Raw genomic sequence first — 18,799 nt, forward strand, 5'->3', positions numbered from 1 at the left:
ACAAGAACCGGGTCATGCCGCGCCAAGCGTCAGGGCGGCGATCGCTGGTCCCATGTGACCGAAGCGCACCGGGATCGCATCCTCGCCCTCTTGGACGAGGCGGGCGACATCACGCTGACCGAGCTCAGGGACAGGCTCGGCGAGACCGGAGACACCGTGTCGATTTCATCCGTCTCGCGCTTCTTCAGGCGACACGGGATCACGCTCAAAAAAAGACCGGCCATGCGGCCGAGCAGAGCCGCGCCGACATCCTCGCCCGTCGCCGCGCCTGGTTCGACGGCCAGGACGACCTCGAGCCCGCGCGGCTGATTTTCATCGACGAGACCTGGGCGAGCACCAAGATGGCGCGTTCGCACGGTCGTTGTCGGCGCGGCGAGCGGCTGCGCATGCCGCTGCCCTTCGGTCATTGGAAGACCACCACGCTCGTGGCCGGCCTCTCCTTGTCCGGCATCGTCGCGCCCATGGTTCTGGATCGTGCGATCAACCGGACCTGGTTCGAGGCCTATGTGGAACAGATCCTCGTCCCTTGCCTGACCCCAGGCAATGTCGTGGTGATGGACAATCTGGGCAGCCACAAAGGGCCACGCGTTCGCCAGTTGATCGAACGCGCCGGGGCGACGCTCCTGTTCCTCCCGCCCTACAGCCCCGACTTCAATCCCATCGAGATGGCCTTCGCCAAGATCAAGGCTCTGTTGAAGAAGGCCGCCGAGCGAACTGTCACCGCCCTTTGGGATCGCGTCGGCGACGTCCTCCACCTCGTCACCCCCGACGAGGCCCGCGCCTATTTCAGAGCCGCCGGGTATGACCCGGATTGAGCGCGAAGTGCTCTAGCGTCGCCGGTCCTTTTTTGTGCGTGATCTGGTAGGGTCGGAAATAGCGCCACAGCGCCGCCAGCGAGACGTCAGTGCCTCGGCTGGCCAATTCCGCCTTCAGTTTGCGCAGGGTGATATCGGCCTCACCATCGAGGATGGCCTGATCTCCGCCGCATGCCGTTCGGTCTTGTGGGACAGCCGGTCACCGCCGCTTCGCCTTGGTGCGCATGGCCCACGCGTGCGCCACGCATGGTGCCAGCGGATGGCGCTCGAGGCGCTGACATTGAAGCGCTCCCCGCCTGCCGACACGACAGACCATCGCCGATGGCCTGAACAACTCGGGTGCGAAGATCCAGCGACAAGGCTTTTGACATCAAGGCTGGCCTCCCTCGTCCAGCCCCTATCGTGAAGCAGATCTCAGTCGATTCGGGGATCCCTCCACGACTCCGCCTGCGGGAAACACGTTCTAATACAACAGGCCGCAAACCAATCTAGGTGCCCTGGGTCAAACGAGTTTGCAATCCGGGCAAGGCAACATCGCATCGCTCACGCAGCTCTGATAGGAGGAGGATACTCCTTCAGCGGCAGCGTCCGCGTATTAGTTTCCCATAAAGAATCAGATCGCAGCTGAGCCGGGCCCGACCGGCTCGCGCTGCAGGACGAACGCGCTAAAACAAGCCCTGATCGATCGTTTCGGTTTCGACCGAGACTTCACTCTCCAGGCCGGATACCTCGAGCACGCTCATCTTGTTCAATTGCTGGATGATCGGACCTTCTGGTTGCGATTCCTGTGTCACGAAAGGCAGGTCGGCGTCGATCCTGATCTCTCTGACGCCCGATTCCAGGATTGCACCGAGGGGTGCGGCAAGGTTCGTCTGGTCGAGTGCGTCAAGGGCGGCTTCCAACGTGAGGAGCTTGTCCCGTGCACTCGATAGGTCGTCCTTCGCGGTGCTCAAGAGCGAGACTTTCGCTGCCAACTCCGACCCGCTGACCGCAAGCGCGGCCGCAGCATTGAGTTTCCCCAATGCTTGGGCGACCAAAGGTAAAAACGATGAGGGATCCTTCAGCACCTCACCGACGACCAGTGACACAGCATCGAACGACGCGCTCAGGGCGCTTTCATTCGCGTTTTGCGAAGACGCGGTGGCGAGATTGATCACAAGAGACGCAACGCCGGCGGTCGTGACGGTTGCGGCCACAGCAGGAGAAAGAGTTAAAAATGAGGCTGCCAAAGCGCCCGTTGCCCCCGCCACCGATAGCGCCTGAACAACGGTGTCGATATTGATCGTCTCGAGATTTCCTTCGAGTGCGGCTATCGTATCCAAGATCGATGCCTTGGCCTCTTGGAGGCGCAAGACATCGGCCGAAGATTGACCGACCGCGTTCAGGAAGCCGGCATTGTCCTCGTTGGTAATCACAGCCGCGGCGAGATCGGCAAAGGACAAGGTCGTATCGACGAACTGAAATTTTTCGATCGATTGGAGCGTATTGACGCTGACACCTTGCACGCTCGCGGTGACACTGACGGCGCCGGACTGCCGATTAATGGAGACGTTCACGGCATCGAGGTTGGACGTATAAACGTCGTTGAAGACCGCCGTATCGCTTCCGGGCCCACCCACCAGAACGTCGTCGTTGAAGGCATCGGCGTGGAAGACGTCCGCCCCCGCTCGCCCGAAGAGCGTATCATTGAGGTCAGCGCCCTTCGCCAGTGTGCCGTCGCCGCCATAGAGGGTATCGCGGCCGTTTCCACCGTAAAGTGTGTCGGACCCGCCATCTCCATAGATGAGATCCGCTCCTTCGCCGCCTTTCAGCCTGTCGCCGCCGGCACTTTTAGAATTGGCATTGATGCGGCCCTCGCCCCGGATGACGTCATTTCTCCTGCCGCCCAAGATTTCGTCACGACTGTCTCCCCCAAACAACGTATCCGCGCCAAATCCTCCTGTAATCTCGTCCTGCCCAGGCCCACCTTTGATGCGGTCCGCTTTCCACAAACCCTCAATCGTATCGTTGCCACCGGACCCGTCAAAGAATCGACTTGAATCCCAACGTAGAAAGGGACTCGCGTTCGCTGATGGCAAGGTCACATCGTCATCACCGCTGAGGGCGTTGCTGACGTTTGGGCGCCCACGAATAATTGAGTTTAGATCATCCTGAGAGATCTTATTGAAATCGACAACATCATCACCTGACGTAAAGAAGACGACAGGTTCCTCCTCCTCCACCACAGGGGGAGGGACAGCAATCGGCTTCGCATTGAGGCTCGAGGCTCCACTCCCACCACCGAGGTAAGCCTGCGCCTCGTTTTCCAGGCCGGGGGGCACGTAGATGATCGGCCCCGGGAGCACGCCGACTTGAACGCCGTTTAAATTGTAGATCGGCTGTGAGGGATCGAACTTAAAGCCAAGCTTGAGAAGCCGTTCCTGTTCACGCACGAGGGCTTCCGCCTCGCGCAAAAGTTCTTGAAACGTCGCCATGTGAGAATCCTTGCCCGTCGAAAAAAATATTGCCCAGTAACCCCATCGTGCCCAAACGACGACCAAGCGCTCAACGCCTAAAATAATTGGCGCTTAGCATATAAAATCAAAACGTAATCTGATTGCGCCGTCAAGACTGTACGAGATTAGGCTTAATGCGCGGGCGCGGGCCCGAGCCGCGACCGTCGAGGTGTGAACGCTACGAGAAGGGCCCCCGGTGATCGACCTCGACTACGTGGAGGGCTCCTCCCCTACGCCCGCTCGTCGGCCGTGCCGTCCTAACCCCGTCCTCGGCGGCAGCGCCCTCGAGGCGGCCGGTCAGCGGGCGTTGCGGATGGCGAGGTAGAGGGCGTCATAACGCGCGTGGGCATCGGCGAAGGCGCCCGCCAACGTCGGGTCCGGCTCGATCGTCTCGGCGATCACCGGAGGGGTCGCGAGCTCCGCGCCGCCGCCGGTCGCCGCCATCTGGCCCAGACGCGCCGCACCGAAGGCCGCGCCGTAGTCGCCCGCCCCCGGCACGTCGACCGGGATGCCGAGAACGGTCGCCATGATCTCCAGCCACGCGCGCGAGCGGCTGCCACCGCCGACCGCGATCACCCGCTCCACCTCGGTGCCCGCCGCCGACAGCGCATCGCGGCAGTCGGCGACCGCGAAGGCGACGCCCTCCATCACCGCGCGCGTTCCGGCCACGCGGTCCGCCTCGTGCCCCAGCCCGACGAAGGCGCCGCGGATCTTCGCGTCGTTGTGCGGGGTCCGCTCACCGCCGAGATAAGGCAGGAACACCGTGCCGGACGGCGCCCTCAGCGGCCCCGCCTCGGCAGTCAGCGCCGCGGGCTCCGCCCCCACCAGCCGCGCGTACCAGGCGAGCGCGTCGCTGGCGGCGAGGATCACGCCCATCTGGTGCCACAGCCCCGGAAGGGCGTGGCAGAAGGTGTGGACCGACGTCTCGGGCGCGGCGGCATAGGCCGGCGACGGCGCGAAGAGAACGCCGGACGTGCCGAGCGACAGGAAGGCCCCGCCCGGCGCGACGACCCCCATTCCCACCGCGGCGGCCGCGTTGTCGCCGGCGCCCCCCGCCACCACCACGCCCTTGGAGAAGCCGAAGCGCGCCGCGATCGCCTCGCGCAGCGTGCCCGACACCGCCGAGCCTTCGACGAGGCGCGGCATCTGCGACTCGGTCATGTCGCACGCGCCCAGCAGCGCCGAGGACCAGGTGCGCGCGCCGGTGTCGAGCCAGGCGGTGCCGGCAGCGTCCGACGGCTCGGAGACCGCCTCGCCGGTCAGCCACAGGCGCAGCATGTCCTTGGGCAGCAGCACCAGCGCCGTCTTGGCGAAGACCTCCGGCTCGTGCGTCTTCACCCACGGCAGCTTCGGCGCGGTGAAGCCGGGAAAGACGATGTTGCCGGAGATCGCGCGGAACATCGGCAGCGCGTCCAGCGCCGCGGCCTCTGCGCTGGCGCGGGTGTCGTTCCACAAAATAGCGGGCCGCAGCGGGGCATGGGAGGCGTCCAGAAGCGTTGCCCCATGCATCTGCCCGGAGAGGCCGATCCCGGTGACGGCGGCGAGATCGGTGGCGGCACCGAGCGCGGTGAGGACGGCTTCGGCGGCGGCGATCCAGTCCGCCGGGTCCTGCTCGGACCAGCCGGGGTGCGGGCGCGCCACCTGAAGCGGCGCCGTCGCCTCGGCGACGACGCGCTGCGCCTCGTCGATGACGATGCCCTTGAGGCCGGATGTGCCGAGGTCGAGGCCCAGATACATGACGTCAGTGTCCTTGCAGTGGCGGGCGGGCCGGACCCGCAGGATGGCCGAAGATGTGCGCCGCACCGACCCGCGCCAGCGCAAAGTCGCGCTCGGCGTTCGGCGCGTGGGGGCCGACCTTGGTGCGCTGGTTGTAGCTCGTCGGCGAGCCCCAGAAGTCGAACCCGTAGAGGGTCAGCGAACCGCCCTCGCCGATCAGCCGCGTCAGAAGGTCGATGCCCATGGCGCCGGTGGAGGGGCTCGCCCCCAGCGTCTCGGCCAGCGCGGCGTACCAGGGCGCCGGGTAGAAGGAGAGCCGCCGCACCAGCCATTCGGGCAGACGCGGCCGGTCCGACACGCCCATGAAGAACATCTCCCCCGGCGGCCGGGCGAGACGCTGATTGTCGACCGCGAGGCCGATCGCCATGCGCCGCCCGGCCACCAGGAGGATGTCGGTCCGCTGCCCGATCGTACCCGCCACCTCGGCAAGCGCGGCGCCGCGGTTGATGCGCACCACGACGTCGTGATCGTCGATCGGCGGAGGCGGACCGGAGAGCAGGCTGGCCGCGTTGCCGACGAGGGCGACGCTGCGCCCGCGCACCAGAGGCGCCGCCACGGCGGCCGCGTCCGCCGCATCCGGCCGCAGCGCGGGCGGCGTCTCCCCTGCGCGTCGCCAGGCCCGCTCGCGGCGGGGCTGCCGCCACTCCTCCGCTGCCAGCATCAGCTTGGCGCGGAAGGAGGGATCGACGCGAAACCGCGGCGACATCGCTCAGACCGTGACGGGGACGGGCGTCTGCACCCCAACGCCGAAGACGCGCTTGTAGCGGGCGATCTCGTCCTCGGGTCCGGTCGCCTTCTCCGGATTGTCTGACAGTTTGACCGTGGGCCGCCCGTCCGCCGACACCGCCTTGCACACGAGGCTGAACGGCTTCAGCGCGTCGCCGGGGACGAGACCGCGGAAATCGTTGGTCAGCAGCGTGCCCCAACCGAACGATACGCGGGTCTGTCCGGCGAAGCGGGCCTGCAGCGCCAGCATCGTTTCGACGTCCAGCCCGTCCGAGAAGATGATGCGTTTCTCGGCCGGGTCCTCGCCGCGCTGGCGCCACCAGGCGATCGCGGTCTCGGCGGCCTTGGCGGGGTCGCCGGAATCGACGCGCACGCCGGTCCACCCGGCCAGCCAGTCGGGCGCATGCTCCAAGAATCCCTCGGTGCCGAAGGTGTCGGGAAGGATGATGCGAAGGTTGCCGACATGCTCCTCGTGCCAGTCGGCCAGCACTTGATAGGGGGCGTTGGCCAGCTCCTCGTCGCTATTGGCGAGGGCGGCATAGACCATCGGCAATTCGTGCGCGTTGGTCCCGATCGCCTCGATATCGCGCCGCTGGGCGATCAGGCAGTTCGAGGTGCCGGTGAAGGAGTCGCCGAGGCCCTCCATCATCGCCTGCACGCACCAGTCCTGCCACAGGAAGGAGTGGCGGCGCCGGGTTCCGAAATCGGCGATCTGGATCTCCGGCACGGTGCGCAGCCGCTCCACCTTCTCCCACAGCTTGGTCATGGCGCGCGCGTAGAGCACCTCGATCTCGAACCGACCCATCTGGTTGAGCACCGCGCGCGAGCGAAGCTCCATGAGGACGGAGAGCGCGGGGATCTCCCACAGCATCACCTCCGGCCAGGCGCCCTCGAAGGTGAGGCGATATTGGCCGTCGTGCTTCTCCAGCGTGTAGGGCGGCAGGCGCAGGTCCTCGAACCAGGCCATGAATTCGGGCGAGAACATCTGCCGTTTGCCGTAGAAGGTGTTGCCGCGCAGCCAGGTGGATTCGCCGCGCGACAGGGACAGCGAGCGGATGTGGTCGAGCTGTTCGCGCAGCTCCCCCTCGTCGATCAGCTCGGCAAGGCGGATGTCGCGGCTGCGGTTGATGAGCTGAAAGACGACGCGCGTGTCCGGCTTGTTGCGGTGGACCGACTGGCACATGAGCAGCTTGTAGAAGTCGGTGTCGATGAGAGAGCGGACGATCGGGTCGATCTTCCACTTATGGTTCCACACGCGGGTCGCGATATCGACCAAGGCGTCCTCCGGGCGAATAGAGCTGCTTGCGGCTTACGCAAATCATGCACGCCCTGCATAGCAGATGGCCCGGAAATTTGTCGCCCCCGCACGCCGAACGTTGCGCGGCTGGGCCTGCCGGGCGGTTCACGCCGTCGCGAGACCCGCCACCGTGGCGAGGAAGACCGCCGCGCCGCGCTCGATCGCCGGCCACGGCGTGAACTCGTCCGGCGCATGGCTGATGCCGCCGCGGCTCGGCACGAAGAGGAGCGCCGAGGGGCAGAGGGCGGCCATCGTCTGCGCGTCGTGGCCGGCGCCGGACGGCATCGTGCGCGCCGACGTACCGGGGAGCGCGGCGGCGGAGCGGGCGAAGGCCGCTTGAAGCGCCGGGTCCAGCGCCACCGGCTCCAGCCGGCTGCGCACGGTCACGGTGGCGGCCAGCCGCTCCGCCTCCGCCGCCTCCTCGACGAGGGCGAGAACCGCAGCGGTGAGCGCGTCCATCGCCTCCCCGCTCATGTCGCGCAGGATGATGGTGCAGTCCGCCCGGCCGGGGATGGTGTGCGCCGCGTTCGGCGACAGCGCGGCGGCGCCGATGGTGAGGCGCGCATCGCCGGTGCCGTGGTCCCGCGCGACGGCGGGCAGCGCGGCGCCGATGCGCGACAGGCCGACGAAGGCGTCACGGCGCATGTCCATCGGCGTGGTGCCGGAATGGTTCGCCGCGCCCTCCAGTACGACATCGAGCACCGCGCAGCCGCTGACCGCCGTGGCGATGCCGATGTCGATTCCCTCCACCTCCAGCACCGGCCCCTGCTCGATGTGGAGTTCCAGGAAGGCGCGCACGCTGCCGGGCGCCAACGCGGCGTCGGCGAGGCGTGAGGCGTCCAGCCCCGCGGCGCGCATGGCGTCGGCGAGCCGCACCCCGGCGCTGTCCGTGGCGCGCTCGGCCCAACCGTCCGGCAGCACGCCCGCGAGCGCCTGACTGCCCAGCATGCCGCCGAAGCGCCCCTCCTCGTCGGCCGTGGCGACCACGGCGATGGGAGATGTGAGGCGCACCCCGGCATCACGGATGGCGCGGACGCATTCCAGCGCCACGGCGCAGCCGAGCGCCCCGTCCAGCGGACCGCCCGAGGCCACCGTGTCGAGATGCGAGCCGATGAGGATCGCCGGACCGGGCGGCCCGATGCGGCCGATGACGTTGCCCGCGGCGTCCATGTGGGCGACCAGCCCGTCCGCTTCCATGGCGGCGAGGAAGGCGCGGCGTGCGGCCATGTCGGCGGGGCTGAAGGCGGGCCTGTCGTAGCCGCCGGTGGCCGGGTTCGCGCCGTGGCTGTTGATCTCGGCCAGCAGCGCCGCGAGGCGGGCGCCGTCGATGGCCGGTCGTGCTGCGGTCGTCTGGCGGGGCGGCATGCGGCCTCCTCGGCGTCGTCGGTGCCGCGAAGTCTAGGGGCGGGCGGCGCCGCTTGGCGAGAGGGGTCGGCGGCCGGGCGCCCTTCCCCCGGCACAGGCGGCCATGGACCCGAACGCGAGACAGGGCAGCCATGTGCCCGTGGGCGGTCAACTCGCCGCGCCCGTCCCTTACGTTCGGGCCATCCGTAATGCGTTCAACGAAAGACCTGTCGGCATGATGTTCCGTATTCGCCGCGCCATGAATGGATGGCTCGAGTATCGCCGCACCATTCACCAGTTATCCCGCCTGCCGGATCGCCAATTGAGCGACATCGGCGTGTTCCGAAACGATATCAAATCTCTCGCACGGCAGCGCCGCGCGCAGATCTGACCCCGGGCGGCCGCCGGTGCGTCAGGTGGCCGGAGATTTGGCGAACCAGGCGTCGAGCCGCAGAATGTCCGGCTCGGCGCCGTTGGGAGAGGGCCAGGAATCGACCGCCCAAGGCTCGTCGGAGCCGATCAGAACCGCCGTCGCGTGGGGATAGCGCCCGTCGAGGAAATAGCCGCGGGCGACGGGGCTTCCCACCGTGTGGTGCTTCAAGAGGCCCGCCTTCTGCGCCACCATCATGTAGCTCGTGGTGTTGGTGGCCTCATCGATGCAGTCCATCTGCCCGGCGACGCGCGCGTTCTTCAGGTCGAGCCCGCCCACGTCGTCCTGCGAGCCCACGGTGGCCGCGACCCGCGTTTCCGCCCAGGCGATCATCCGCGCCACACCGGCCCGCTCCTCGGCCGCCGAGCCGGACCCGATGAGCGCGGCCATCTGACGAAGATCCGCATCGCCGAAGGTGAAGGTGGTCTTGTAGTAGCAGCCGAAGCCGTGACAGACGACGACGCGGCCGATATCGCGCGGGGCCACGCCCCCGTGCGCGGCGTACCAGGTGGACGGCTTGGCCGCGTGAAGGTCCGAACAGGCGGCCACCAGCGGCAGCACGAGGGCCGCGAGGGCGAGGCGAATCCAAGGCGCAATCGGCGTCATGCCGGACCTTTAGCGGCACCGGCCGTCCTCTGTCTTGCCGAACCGCGGCCGCGCGGGCGCCATCCACACACAGGTGCGTGAGACCTCAGCCGGTCCGAGGTGCCGTCAGAGGCGCAAAACCGGCAGCCCACTCTTGCGGCGGGCTGGCGCGATCTCCATCATGGGGCCATGGCAGACATTGACGTGATTGGCGGCGGACTCGCCGGGTCGGAAGCAGCGTGGCAACTCGCCGAAGCGGGCGTGAAGGTGCGCCTGTTCGAGATGCGCCCCGTGCGCACCACGGCGGCCCACAAGACCGGGTCGCTGGCCGAGCTCGTCTGCTCCAACTCCTTCCGGTCGGACGATGCGGCCTCCAACGCCGTCGGCCTCCTCCATGCCGAACTGCGCGACATGGGGTCGATCATCCTGCGCTCGGCCGACGCCAATCAGGTTCCGGCCGGCGGCGCGCTGGCGGTCGACCGTGAAGGGTTCTCCGCCGCCGTCGCCGCGGCGATCGAAGGCCACCCCAACATCACCATCGTGCGCGAGGAGATCACGGCGCTCCCCACGGGTCCCGCCATCGTCGCCACAGGCCCGTTGACGTCCGACGCGCTGGCCGAGGCGATCACCGCCGCCACCGGCGCCGACGCGCTCGCCTTCTTCGACGCGATCGCCCCCATCGTCTACCGCGAGACGGTGAACATGGACGTGGCCTGGTTCCAGTCGCGCTACGACAAGCCCGGCCCCGGCGGCACCGGCAAGGACTACCTCAACTGCCCGATGGACCGGGACCAGTACGAGACCTTCATCGACGCGCTGCTCGAGGCCGACCGGGTCGACTTCCACGAGTTCGAAGGCACGCCCTATTTCGACGGGTGCCTGCCGATCGAGGTGATGGCCGAGCGCGGGCGCGAAACGCTGCGCCATGGGCCGATGAAGCCGATCGGCCTCACCAACCCGCACAACCCGACCGTGAAGGCGCACGCCATCGTCCAGCTTCGCCAGGACAATGCGCTCGGCACACTCTACAACATGGTCGGCTTCCAGACGAAGCTGCGCTACGGCGCTCAGGCGGAGATCTTCCGCCTCATTCCGGGGCTGGAAAAGGCCGAATTTGCCCGCCTCGGCGGACTTCACCGCAACACCTATATCGATTCGCCCCGCCTGCTCGACCAGACGCTGCGGCTGAAGTCCTCGCCCAACCTGCGCTTTGCGGGCCAGGTGTCGGGCTGCGAGGGCTATGTGGAAGCCTCCGCCACCGGGCTGATGGCCGGCCGCTTCGCCGCCGCCGAACTGACCGGCGGCCACCTCGCCCCTCCCCCGCAGACGACGGCGATGGGCGCTCTTCTGGCCCACATCACCGGTGGTCATTTGTCGCATGAAACGTCCGGGCCGCGCTCCTACCAGCCGATGAACGTGAACTTCGGCCTGTTCCCGCCGGTGGAGCCCGTCGCCACGGGCAAGAAAGGGCGCGGACAGAAAAAGGCCGGCCGCAAAGCCGCCTACACGGAGCGCGCCCGGCTGGACTTCTCCACATGGCGCACCGGCGCCCCGGCGAGCGAAGCGGCGGAGTAGCCGCGCATTTTATCGTCCTGTTAAGGTGTTATGCTTTCACTGCGGCTCAGAAGTGTCACTAACGATCGGTTGACGCCTTCGCAGCGATTGCAAGACGCTGTATAAGTACGCATTGATCCTCACAGTTGGGGATCGATCCTCCAGTCGAGGCCAGCGATCCGCGACGGCCGATAACGGAATAGAGTATGCGCATGGCCGTGACGGACCCGTCTGTACACTACCGTGACATCGTGAACTCGCTCACCGCGGCGGTTCTCGTTCTCGATTCCAAGCTCACGGTGCAGTTCGCCAATCTGTCCTTCTACCAGCTCTTCGGCGGCACGGAGGCCGAGACGCTCGGCTACTCCATCTTCGACATCAACGAAGCCGTCTGGTGCGAGCCGCAGCTCCGCTCGCTGCTCGAATCCGTCGTGCCTCACGATGTCGACGTCCGCGGCTACAAGCTGGAGCAGACTTTCCCGGTCATCGGTGCGCGGGTTCTCAACATCTCCGCCCGCCGCGTGTCGCGCGAAGGCGCCGTCACCGAGCAGGTGCTGGTGAAGATGGAGGACGTCACCAACGCCGTCCTCGCCAGCCGTGCCGCGGCCGAAAGCGTCGAGAAGACCCATGCGATGATGACCGAGGTCCATCACCGCGTGAAAAACAACATCGCCTCGATCCTCTCCATGCTGCGCATCGAGGGCCGGCAGCTCGAAGACGATGCGGGCAAGGAAGTGCTGCAGCGCATCGCGCTACGCGTGGAGTCGATGGGCTCCCTCTACGAACTCCTCGCCATCAACGACAACACCGGCATCGTTCGCCTCCGCCCCTATTTCGAGCGCGTCTGCCACGCCATCGAACACATGGCGAGCGCGGAGAACATGGGCTGGTCCATCGAGGTTCGCGGCGACGATCTCCCCGTCTCGATCGACGATGCGATCGCCCTCGGCGCCGTCGTCAACGAGCTGGTGGCGAACGCCGCCAAATATGCCTTCAACGGGCGGCAGGATATCGGCTCGATCCGCGTCCACATGCTGGACCGCGGCGACGAGATCCACATCACCGTCACCGACAACGGCATCGGCTTCGACAAGGACCAGGTGGACCCGAAGTCGACCGGCCTCGGCATGCGGCTGGTGGACATGTATCTCGGCGCGCTGGAAGGTGAGATCGAGCGCGAGAGCGGGCCGATGGGCACCTCCTGCTTCATCCGCGTGCCGAACCGCACGCGCAGCACCGAGTTCGCGTCGAGCGGCACCATCACGGCCCCGCGCGCCTCGCGCCGCACCGCCGTCGTCGCCCCGGACCGGCGGATGAACGGCCGGGCCGATCACCGCGCCGGCGCCACCGCCGCCGAATAAGGCACCGCGCCCCCCGCCCGGCTGACGGCTCCGCACGGCGGTCGCGACATCACGAGGCATGCCATGTGCGGCGTGCCTCGTCTCACGTCGTGGCTAACGACATCTCTCAGCTCAGGAAGTCGCGGATCGCCTCGATGCTGAAGCGGTCCCACAAGAGCGGCGCGTGCCCCTCATCCGGGATGACGAGCGCCGTCAGGTCGCGGTGGCGGCGGCGCATCGCCTCCACCGTGGCGGCGGACAAAAGATCCGAATGGGCACCGCGCACGATCATCACCGGCTTGTCCGCCAGCGCCTCGAAACCCGGCCAGAAGTCCGGCGCGGGCTGGTCGGCCGTATAGCCGCGCACCGTCCCGGCCAACGCGGGATCGAAACTCAGCGTCACCCCTCCCGCGTCATTCTCGGCCGCGAGCTGGTGCGCCGCACGCAGCCACTTCTCATGCGTCAGATGCGGGAATTGCGGGCCCCAAGCCTCGGTCAGGTAGTCGGCGAGGGCCTCGAATGAGGCGTGATCCATCACCGCACCGATGCCGCCGGCGATCCGTGCCAGACCGCGCCGCTCGATGATCGGCCCAATGTCGTTCAGAACCGCGCGCTCGATCCGCTCAGGCGCGGCCATCGCCATCAACATCGTGATGAGGCCGCCGCGCGATGTGCCGACGAGCTGCGCCCGTTCGATGCCCCAGGCGTCGAGGCAGGCGACGACGTCTTCCAGCTCCTGCAGCACGTTGTAGGTGGAAGGGTCCGCCCAGCCCGATGCGCCGCGGCCGCGCAGGTCCAGCGCATAGACCCGGCGCGGCCGACCGCCTCGCGCCGAGGACAGCGCTTCGGCCAGACAGCCGAAGTCGCGGCAGTTGCGGCTGAGGCCCGGCAGGCAGACCACCGGCACAGGATCGCCCTTCGGACCATAGACCCGCGCGCTCAGCGTGGTGCCGTCCCGCGCCGTCACGGTGGTGGTGGTCACACTGGTCGTGGTGACGGTGCGTTTGGCGGCGGAGGTGGGCGCGGGCGCGGTGGTAAGACGTACAGCCGCAGTCATGACGGTCAGCTCGGCCTCCCTCGCGTCAGATCCGTCTTGATGGCGAGCCGCCCGGTCCCGAGGGCCTCGCGATAGACCTGAACATTTTCCAACACGCGCTGCACATAATTGCGCGTCTCCGGATAGGGAATATCCTCAACCCAGGTGACCGCGTCGACCCCCGGATCGCGCGGATCCCCGAAACGTTCGATCCATTCGCGCACACGTCCGGCACCGGCATTATAGGCGGCGAAGGTGAGGATATAGGACCCGTCGAAGTTGCCGAGGCGCTTGGCGAGGTAGGCCGCGCCCAAGGTGGCGTTGTAGCCGGGATCGCTCGTCAACTTGGTGGGGGAATGGCCGAGCCCCAGTTCGCGCGCCAGGGACGAGGCGGTGTTGGGCATCACCTGCATCAGGCCGCGCGCACCCACCGGGCTGACGGCGCCCGGATTGAACTCCGATTCCTGTCGCGCGATGGCGTAGACCACGGCGCGGTCGAGGCCGTTCGGGATCGTCGCATTGCGCGGAATGGCCGAGGTGGGATAGGCGAGCTGGCCGACGTCGAGACCGCGCCGTTGCGCCTCCTTGGCGACGCGCAAGGCCAGATGCGGATAGCCCGCCTCCTCCGCGAGCTCGGCCGTCATCACCGCCTGCCCCGCGGTCGGCACGGTCTCGGCCAGGTGGTCGAGCAGCGTTGCGATGCGGTGGCGGTGACCCGCCTTGATGAGCCGGCGCACCGCCTCGGCCACCTCGTTACGCCCGAAGGCCGCCCGGTCGGACGGACCCGGTGACGGCGCCCGGCCGACGCCGGTGCCCGATGTGCCGAGCTCGGCCCGCGCAAGCTGTCCATAATAGGTGAAGCCGAAGCGGGCGGCCTCGTTATAGGCGGTGCGCGCCTCGCCGGTGCGGCCGGCCATCGCCGCCGCGCGGCCGCGCCAATAGGCGGCGCGCGACAGGGACAGCGGCGTGGTCGCAACGCGCTCCAGCTCGGCGAAGTGTCGCTCGGCGCGCGCCCCGTCGTTCAGGTAGCGCATGGCGAACCAGCCGGCGTGATAGGCCTGATCCGCCTTCTCCACATTGCCTTCCGCGAAGCCGATGGAGACGAGCTTGTAGGCCCGCCGCCCGTCGCCCTTCTCGGCCAGCATGCGCGCCACGATGCGCGTCTCCACCCACCAGGCGTCGCGGTCGACGATGTCGCCGGTGGAGGCGCTCTCGATCAGGCGCGCGGCGGCTTCGAGGTCGTCCGCCCGCCGCTCATGCTCGATCTGGGCGAGGCGGTAGCCGGGGCGGCGGCGCAGGTCCGCCGGCACCGCGGCAAGGCGCCGCCCGGCGTCGCCGGAATTGGTGGCGACGGCGACGCGCGCATCGAGGTAGGCGCGCGGACCGTCGCCGAGGCGCCCGCGCAGCGCCCGCGCCTCGTCGAAGCGGTTGTTGGCCACCAGCTTGTCGACGCGTTCCAGATGATCGTCGATGGTGAGGCGCGCGGCGAAATCGTCCACATAGGCCGCCTGCAGCCCGGTGCCGAGGCTTTGGGAATGCCAGATCGAGCGCACCAGCTTCATCGCCCCGCCGGTGTCGCCCTTGGCCATCATCGCCTTGGCGAGAAGGCGCGCCCCCACGTTGGACGTCGCCTGCCCGCCCATCACGCGGATGACGGTGTCGGCGTCCGGGTTCTCGCGCGACAGGGCGGCCTCGGCCATGGTGCGCACCATGCGCGGCTCCGGCCACGCCGCGGCGCGCGCGCCATAGTCGGCTATCATCGCGGAGGTGAGTTCGGTGGTGCCGGAGCGGACCAGGAAATAGTCGACGATCATCTGGTCCAGAGGGTCGGACAGGCCGTTGCGGCGGCGGATCGCCTCCTCGTAACGGTCGGCCTTCAAGGCATCGAGGGCGCCCTGCAGGTTGCTGGACTGGCGCCCCTCGGCGAGGAAGGGCGAAGGCCCGCCGCGCGGGTTCGTATGACCGGCGAGAAGGGGTGACGCGGCCGCGGGTGCGGGCCTCGCCGCCGCCGTCACCGCCGGGGCGACGGGGTGGGCGCGGGCGGCGGCCGCGGCGATGGAGGCGACAGGCGGGGCGATCTCCCCTCCGGTGGCGGCCTGCTCGGCAGCGGCGAAGAGAGATTTCAGGGGACCGGCATCGGCGCGGGCGGCAAAAGCATTTGCCGAGAGCGGCACGGCGCGGCCATTCTCGACACGGCCGATGATCTTCACGTCAGGCACCGCTCCGCCGCCGCGCCGGGGATGGTGATCGGGGACGGGCACGCGGTCGGCGACCGTCGTCAAGCCGTCGGGCCCGGCGGAGATCGCGTGGGCGAGCGTGCCGAGCGGGGTCGCCAGAGGGGCCGCGGCGGCGCCGGAGGCACCCACGACCGACACCACCGCGCCGGAAACGACGGCGCAGGACAAGACGGCGCTTGAAATCATCGCGCCCGAGAAAAAAGCCGGGCCGCCCAAGGCACGTGCCGAAAGCGTGACCCAATTCACAACGCCAACCCGCATTGCGTCCCCCAATACGCCGGTACAACAAACATCCGGTATCGCATCTGGCTTACCTTTTCGGTAACGGATAGCCCCAAGCAACGGGCGGTCCTGGCGCCAGCCACGCCGGAACCGTTACCCAACAAGAAAGGCCCGGCCATGTTCAAGGGATCAATTCCCGCACTCGTCACACCGTTTCGTGACGGAGCGGTCGATGAGAAAGCGTTCATCGACCATGTGGAGTGGCAAATTGCCGAAGGATCTCATGGCCTTGTGCCGGTGGGCACCACAGGCGAGTCGCCCACTCTGACCCATGACGAGCACCGCCAGGTCGTGGAGATGTGCGTCGAGGTCGCGGCGGGCCGTGTTCCGGTGATCGCCGGTGCCGGGTCCAACTCCACGCGCGAGGCGATCTCGCTGGTGGAGCATGCAGAGAGCGTCGGCGCGACGGCGGTCCTAGTGGTCACCCCCTACTACAACAAGCCGAATCAGGCGGGGCTGAAGGCGCACTATGCGGCGATCGCATCGTCGACCAGCCTGCCCATCATCATCTACAACATCCCCGGCCGCTCGGTGATCGACATGAGCGTCGAGACGATGGCGGAGCTTGCGGCCGAGCACGTCAACATCGTCGGCGTGAAGGATGCGACGGCGAACCTGTTGCGCCCGTCGCGCCAGCGGGCGGCGTGCGGCGAGGCCTTCATCCAGCTCTCCGGCGAGGACGGGACGGCGCTCGGCTTCAACGCGCAAGGCGGCGTCGGCTGCATCTCGGTGACGGCGAACGTCGCGCCGAAGCTGTGCGCCGCGTTCCAGAACGCCTGTCTCGCCGGCGACTATGCCACGGCGCTGAGCTATCAGGACAAGCTGATGCCGCTGCATGACGCGCTCTTCCTCGAGCCGTCGCCGGGGGGCACCAAATATGCGCTGGCGAAGCTGGGGCGGATGTCGGCGGAGATGCGGTTGCCGCTGGTGCCGGTGAGCGGCAAGACAGAGGCCGCGGTGGACAAGGCGCTCAGCCACGCCGGGCTCATTTAACCTCGCCTTCTCTGGTCGCGGGGCGGCGGATCCTCTAGCATCGAGGCGGATCTGATCGGCGGCGGATGGGGCGATGTGGCGACGAATGATGCTGGCCCTCCTTTTCGCGGGGGCCTTTGCACCCCATGTGCTCATCGGCACCGCCGAAGCCCGCCCCGCCACCTGCTTTAACGACGATGAGGGCCGCTACCGCTGCGATTTCCGTCAATTCGGCGGGGACGGCAGCTTCGTCGTGACCGCCGAGGGCCGGCCGGCCTACACCGTCTCCCTGTTCGAGCGCGGTGCGGCGGACGGCTTTGCCGACTATGGCAACGGCAACATCGCGTTGCCGGGGCCGTTCTATCGGTCCGATCAGGACCGGGCCTGTTGGGTGTCAGACGCCACAGGTTTTTCCATCTGTGTCTATTAGAGGCCCGCTGTTCGAGACGACCTATGGCGAAGAACCCCCACCCCGCCAACCGCGCCGTGGCCGAGAACCGCAAGGCCCGCTTCAACTACGAGATCCTGGAGGATGTCGAAGCCGGTATCGTCTTGGCTGGAACCGAGGTGAAGTCGCTGCGGGAAGGCCGCACGAACATCGCCGATTCCTACGCGGGTGAGACGGGCGGAGAGCTGTGGCTCTACAACGCCTACATCCCCGAATACCAGCAGGCGAACCGCTTCAACCATGAAACGAAGCGCCCTCGCAAACTTCTGCTGCACCGGCGCGAGATGAACAAGCTCATCGGCGCCGTGTCCCAGGACGGGCTGACGATCGTTCCGCTGAAGATGTACTTCAACGGGCGCGGCGTCGCGAAGGTGCAGCTCGGCCTTGCCAGGGGCAAGAAGACGCACGACAAGCGCGAGGCCTCCAAGCAGCGCGATTGGCAACGCGACAAGGCGCGCCTCCTGCGCGATCGCGGGTAGCGGCGCGGTGGGCGGCCGCCCCTCCTCCTCCGCGCCGGCGCCGCGTTCGCCCGGCGACACGCCGCCGCCCCTCGTCATCGTCACCGGTGCGTCGGGCGGGATCGGCCAGGCCCTGGCGGAACGGCTGGCGCGGCCGGGCCTCACGCTCGCCTTGATCGGCCGCAATCCGGAGGGCCTGCAACGCGCGCTGGAGGGTGTGGAACGGCGCGGCGGACGGGCGATCACCAGCCGGATCGACATCACCACCAGCGCCTTCCAGCACTGGGCCGACGACATCGCCGAGCGCTACGTCCTGAAGGGCCTCTACGCCAATGCGGGCCTCTCCGCCGGCCCGCCCCACAGCCGCGCGCTGGAAAGCGCCGAGGATACCGAACGGCTGGTGCGCACCAACCTCCTCGGCAACATCGCCTGCGTGCGGGTGGTGGTGGAGCGGATGCGCCGCCAGGCGATCACCGCGCGGATGAACCGGCACATCGCCCTCGTCGCCTCCGTGGCGGGGCTGATGCCGACGCCGGACCTTGCGGTCTACTCCGCCACCAAGGCCGGGCTCATCGCCTATGGCCACGCGCTGCGGCCGCGCCTGAAGGCGGACGGCATCTCGCTCACGGTGGTCTGCCCCGGCTTCGTCACCAGTCCCATGTCCGAGCGCCACAAAGGGTCCAAGCCGTTCGAGATCACGGCGGAGAAGGCGGCGCGCAAGATCGTCGCGGCGACGGAGGCCGGCCGCCGCACCACGGTGTTTCCGCTGCCTTTCAGGCTTCTGTCGATCAGCGAATCGCTGGCGCCAGGCGGGCTGATCGACCGCATCGTCCCCGCCTTCCGGGCCGAGATCGTGCCCGACCCGCGTGTCGAACCCGCATTCAAGTCCCGCCGCCTCGACCGCTCGCTGGCCGACGGCGCCCCGGAAGACGCCTGAACCGAAGGCTGCAGCCGCACCGCTTTGCGAGTCCAGCGAGGCGCTCACAAGGTTCGGGTCCCCTCAG

15 protein-coding genes and 1 pseudogene are annotated in these 18,799 nt (G+C 68.0%); 8 read left to right on the forward strand and 8 right to left on the reverse strand.

What is annotated here, in order from left to right; all coding sequences use genetic code 11:
* Window positions 1–815 (forward strand): annotated as a pseudogene (locus tag BIX52_RS00005) (IS630 family transposase); the annotation flags it as partial.
* 665 nt (window positions 816–1,480) lie between these two features.
* Here the strand turns inward: BIX52_RS00005 and BIX52_RS00015 are convergent.
* The 5 genes from BIX52_RS00015 to BIX52_RS00035 all read right to left on the reverse strand — a co-directional run bounded on the left by BIX52_RS00015 (window position 1,481) and on the right by BIX52_RS00035 (window position 8,474).
* Complete coding sequence (locus tag BIX52_RS00015) at window positions 1,481–3,289, reverse strand: calcium-binding protein (protein ID WP_108676368.1); 1,809 nt, start codon at window positions 3,287–3,289, stop codon at window positions 1,481–1,483.
* A gap of 318 nt (window positions 3,290–3,607) precedes the next feature.
* Window positions 3,608–5,047, reverse strand: coding sequence for a xylulokinase (gene xylB, locus BIX52_RS00020; RefSeq protein ID WP_075219012.1), 1,440 nt, complete (start codon window positions 5,045–5,047; stop codon window positions 3,608–3,610).
* A 4-nt stretch (window positions 5,048–5,051) separates the two neighbouring features.
* Window positions 5,052–5,792 carry a glycosyltransferase family 29 protein gene (locus BIX52_RS00025; RefSeq protein ID WP_075219013.1) on the reverse strand — a complete coding sequence of 247 codons (741 nt, stop codon included), beginning with the start codon at window positions 5,790–5,792 and terminating at the stop codon, window positions 5,052–5,054.
* 3 nt (window positions 5,793–5,795) lie between these two features.
* A complete protein-coding gene (pncB, locus tag BIX52_RS00030) occupies window positions 5,796–7,088 on the reverse strand; it encodes a nicotinate phosphoribosyltransferase (protein ID WP_075219014.1) in 1,293 nt (430 codons plus the stop codon).
* 126 nt (window positions 7,089–7,214) lie between these two features.
* Complete coding sequence (locus tag BIX52_RS00035) at window positions 7,215–8,474, reverse strand: Zn-dependent hydrolase (RefSeq protein WP_075219015.1); 1,260 nt, start codon at window positions 8,472–8,474, stop codon at window positions 7,215–7,217.
* 103 nt (window positions 8,475–8,577) lie between these two features.
* Here BIX52_RS00035 and BIX52_RS23405 point away from each other — a divergent pair, with 103 nt between their 5' ends.
* Window positions 8,578–8,844, forward strand: coding sequence for a DUF1127 domain-containing protein (locus BIX52_RS23405; RefSeq protein WP_083548037.1), 267 nt, complete (start codon window positions 8,578–8,580; stop codon window positions 8,842–8,844).
* A gap of 21 nt (window positions 8,845–8,865) precedes the next feature.
* Here BIX52_RS23405 and BIX52_RS00045 read toward each other — a convergent pair whose 3' ends face one another.
* Window positions 8,866–9,489: a hypothetical protein gene (locus BIX52_RS00045; protein ID WP_245803072.1), complete on the reverse strand. Its 624-nt coding sequence runs from the start codon at window positions 9,487–9,489 to the stop codon at window positions 8,866–8,868.
* A 168-nt stretch (window positions 9,490–9,657) separates the two neighbouring features.
* Between BIX52_RS00045 and trmFO the strand changes: the two genes are divergently transcribed.
* The gene (trmFO, locus tag BIX52_RS00050) at window positions 9,658–11,043 is read left to right on the forward strand and encodes a methylenetetrahydrofolate--tRNA-(uracil(54)-C(5))-methyltransferase (FADH(2)-oxidizing) TrmFO (RefSeq protein ID WP_075219017.1); all 1,386 of its coding nucleotides are present in this window, start codon (window positions 9,658–9,660) and stop codon (window positions 11,041–11,043) included.
* Window positions 11,044–11,234: 191 nt separating this feature from the next.
* On the forward strand, window positions 11,235–12,383 hold the full coding sequence (locus BIX52_RS00055; RefSeq protein WP_170126378.1) for a sensor histidine kinase: 1,149 nt from the start codon (window positions 11,235–11,237) through the stop codon (window positions 12,381–12,383).
* A gap of 106 nt (window positions 12,384–12,489) precedes the next feature.
* Here BIX52_RS00055 and BIX52_RS00060 read toward each other — a convergent pair whose 3' ends face one another.
* Together BIX52_RS00060 and BIX52_RS00065 are read right to left on the reverse strand one after the other, a co-directional pair.
* Complete coding sequence (locus BIX52_RS00060) at window positions 12,490–13,419, reverse strand: alpha/beta fold hydrolase (protein ID WP_083659893.1); 930 nt, start codon at window positions 13,417–13,419, stop codon at window positions 12,490–12,492.
* Window positions 13,420–13,424: 5 nt separating this feature from the next.
* A complete protein-coding gene (locus tag BIX52_RS00065; protein ID WP_075219019.1) occupies window positions 13,425–15,803 on the reverse strand; it encodes a lytic transglycosylase domain-containing protein in 2,379 nt (792 codons plus the stop codon).
* A gap of 231 nt (window positions 15,804–16,034) precedes the next feature.
* Between BIX52_RS00065 and dapA the strand changes: the two genes are divergently transcribed.
* From dapA to BIX52_RS00085, 4 genes are all read left to right on the forward strand, one after another.
* Window positions 16,035–16,910 (forward strand): 4-hydroxy-tetrahydrodipicolinate synthase, encoded by an 876-nt coding sequence (gene dapA, locus BIX52_RS00070; RefSeq protein ID WP_075219020.1) that lies wholly within the window; start codon window positions 16,035–16,037, stop codon window positions 16,908–16,910.
* A gap of 85 nt (window positions 16,911–16,995) precedes the next feature.
* Window positions 16,996–17,319 carry a hypothetical protein gene (locus BIX52_RS00075; RefSeq protein WP_075219021.1) on the forward strand — a complete coding sequence of 108 codons (324 nt, stop codon included), beginning with the start codon at window positions 16,996–16,998 and terminating at the stop codon, window positions 17,317–17,319.
* 23 nt (window positions 17,320–17,342) lie between these two features.
* Window positions 17,343–17,816 carry an SsrA-binding protein SmpB gene (smpB, locus tag BIX52_RS00080; RefSeq protein WP_075219022.1) on the forward strand — a complete coding sequence of 158 codons (474 nt, stop codon included), beginning with the start codon at window positions 17,343–17,345 and terminating at the stop codon, window positions 17,814–17,816.
* Window positions 17,817–17,823: 7 nt separating this feature from the next.
* On the forward strand, window positions 17,824–18,732 hold the full coding sequence (locus BIX52_RS00085; protein ID WP_075219023.1) for an SDR family NAD(P)-dependent oxidoreductase: 909 nt from the start codon (window positions 17,824–17,826) through the stop codon (window positions 18,730–18,732).
* The last annotated feature ends 67 nt before the right edge of the window (window positions 18,733–18,799 follow it).

This window comes from Acuticoccus yangtzensis (genome assembly GCF_001927245.1).
In the GTDB taxonomy this organism is placed as follows: Bacteria; Pseudomonadota; Alphaproteobacteria; order Rhizobiales; family Amorphaceae; genus Acuticoccus; species Acuticoccus yangtzensis.

Bases quoted from the DNA above. Each gene is read 5' to 3' on its own strand.
- BIX52_RS00015 (WP_108676368.1), bottom strand. From the start codon at position 3,289: ATGGCGACGTTTCAAGAACTTTTGCGCGAGGCGGAAGCCCTCGTGCGT.
- xylB (WP_075219012.1), bottom strand. From the start codon at position 5,047: ATGTATCTGGGCCTCGACCTCGGCACATCCGGCCTCAAGGGCATCGTC.
- BIX52_RS00025 (WP_075219013.1), bottom strand. From the start codon at position 5,792: ATGTCGCCGCGGTTTCGCGTCGATCCCTCCTTCCGCGCCAAGCTGATG.
- BIX52_RS00035 (WP_075219015.1), bottom strand. From the start codon at position 8,474: ATGCCGCCCCGCCAGACGACCGCAGCACGACCGGCCATCGACGGCGCC.
- BIX52_RS23405 (WP_083548037.1), top strand. From the start codon at position 8,578: ATGGACCCGAACGCGAGACAGGGCAGCCATGTGCCCGTGGGCGGTCAA.
- BIX52_RS00045 (WP_245803072.1), bottom strand. From the start codon at position 9,489: ATGACGCCGATTGCGCCTTGGATTCGCCTCGCCCTCGCGGCCCTCGTG.
- trmFO (WP_075219017.1), top strand. From the start codon at position 9,658: ATGGCAGACATTGACGTGATTGGCGGCGGACTCGCCGGGTCGGAAGCA.
- BIX52_RS00055 (WP_170126378.1), top strand. From the start codon at position 11,235: ATGGCCGTGACGGACCCGTCTGTACACTACCGTGACATCGTGAACTCG.
- BIX52_RS00060 (WP_083659893.1), bottom strand. From the start codon at position 13,419: ATGACTGCGGCTGTACGTCTTACCACCGCGCCCGCGCCCACCTCCGCC.
- dapA (WP_075219020.1), top strand. From the start codon at position 16,035: ATGTTCAAGGGATCAATTCCCGCACTCGTCACACCGTTTCGTGACGGA.
- BIX52_RS00075 (WP_075219021.1), top strand. From the start codon at position 16,996: ATGATGCTGGCCCTCCTTTTCGCGGGGGCCTTTGCACCCCATGTGCTC.
- smpB (WP_075219022.1), top strand. From the start codon at position 17,343: ATGGCGAAGAACCCCCACCCCGCCAACCGCGCCGTGGCCGAGAACCGC.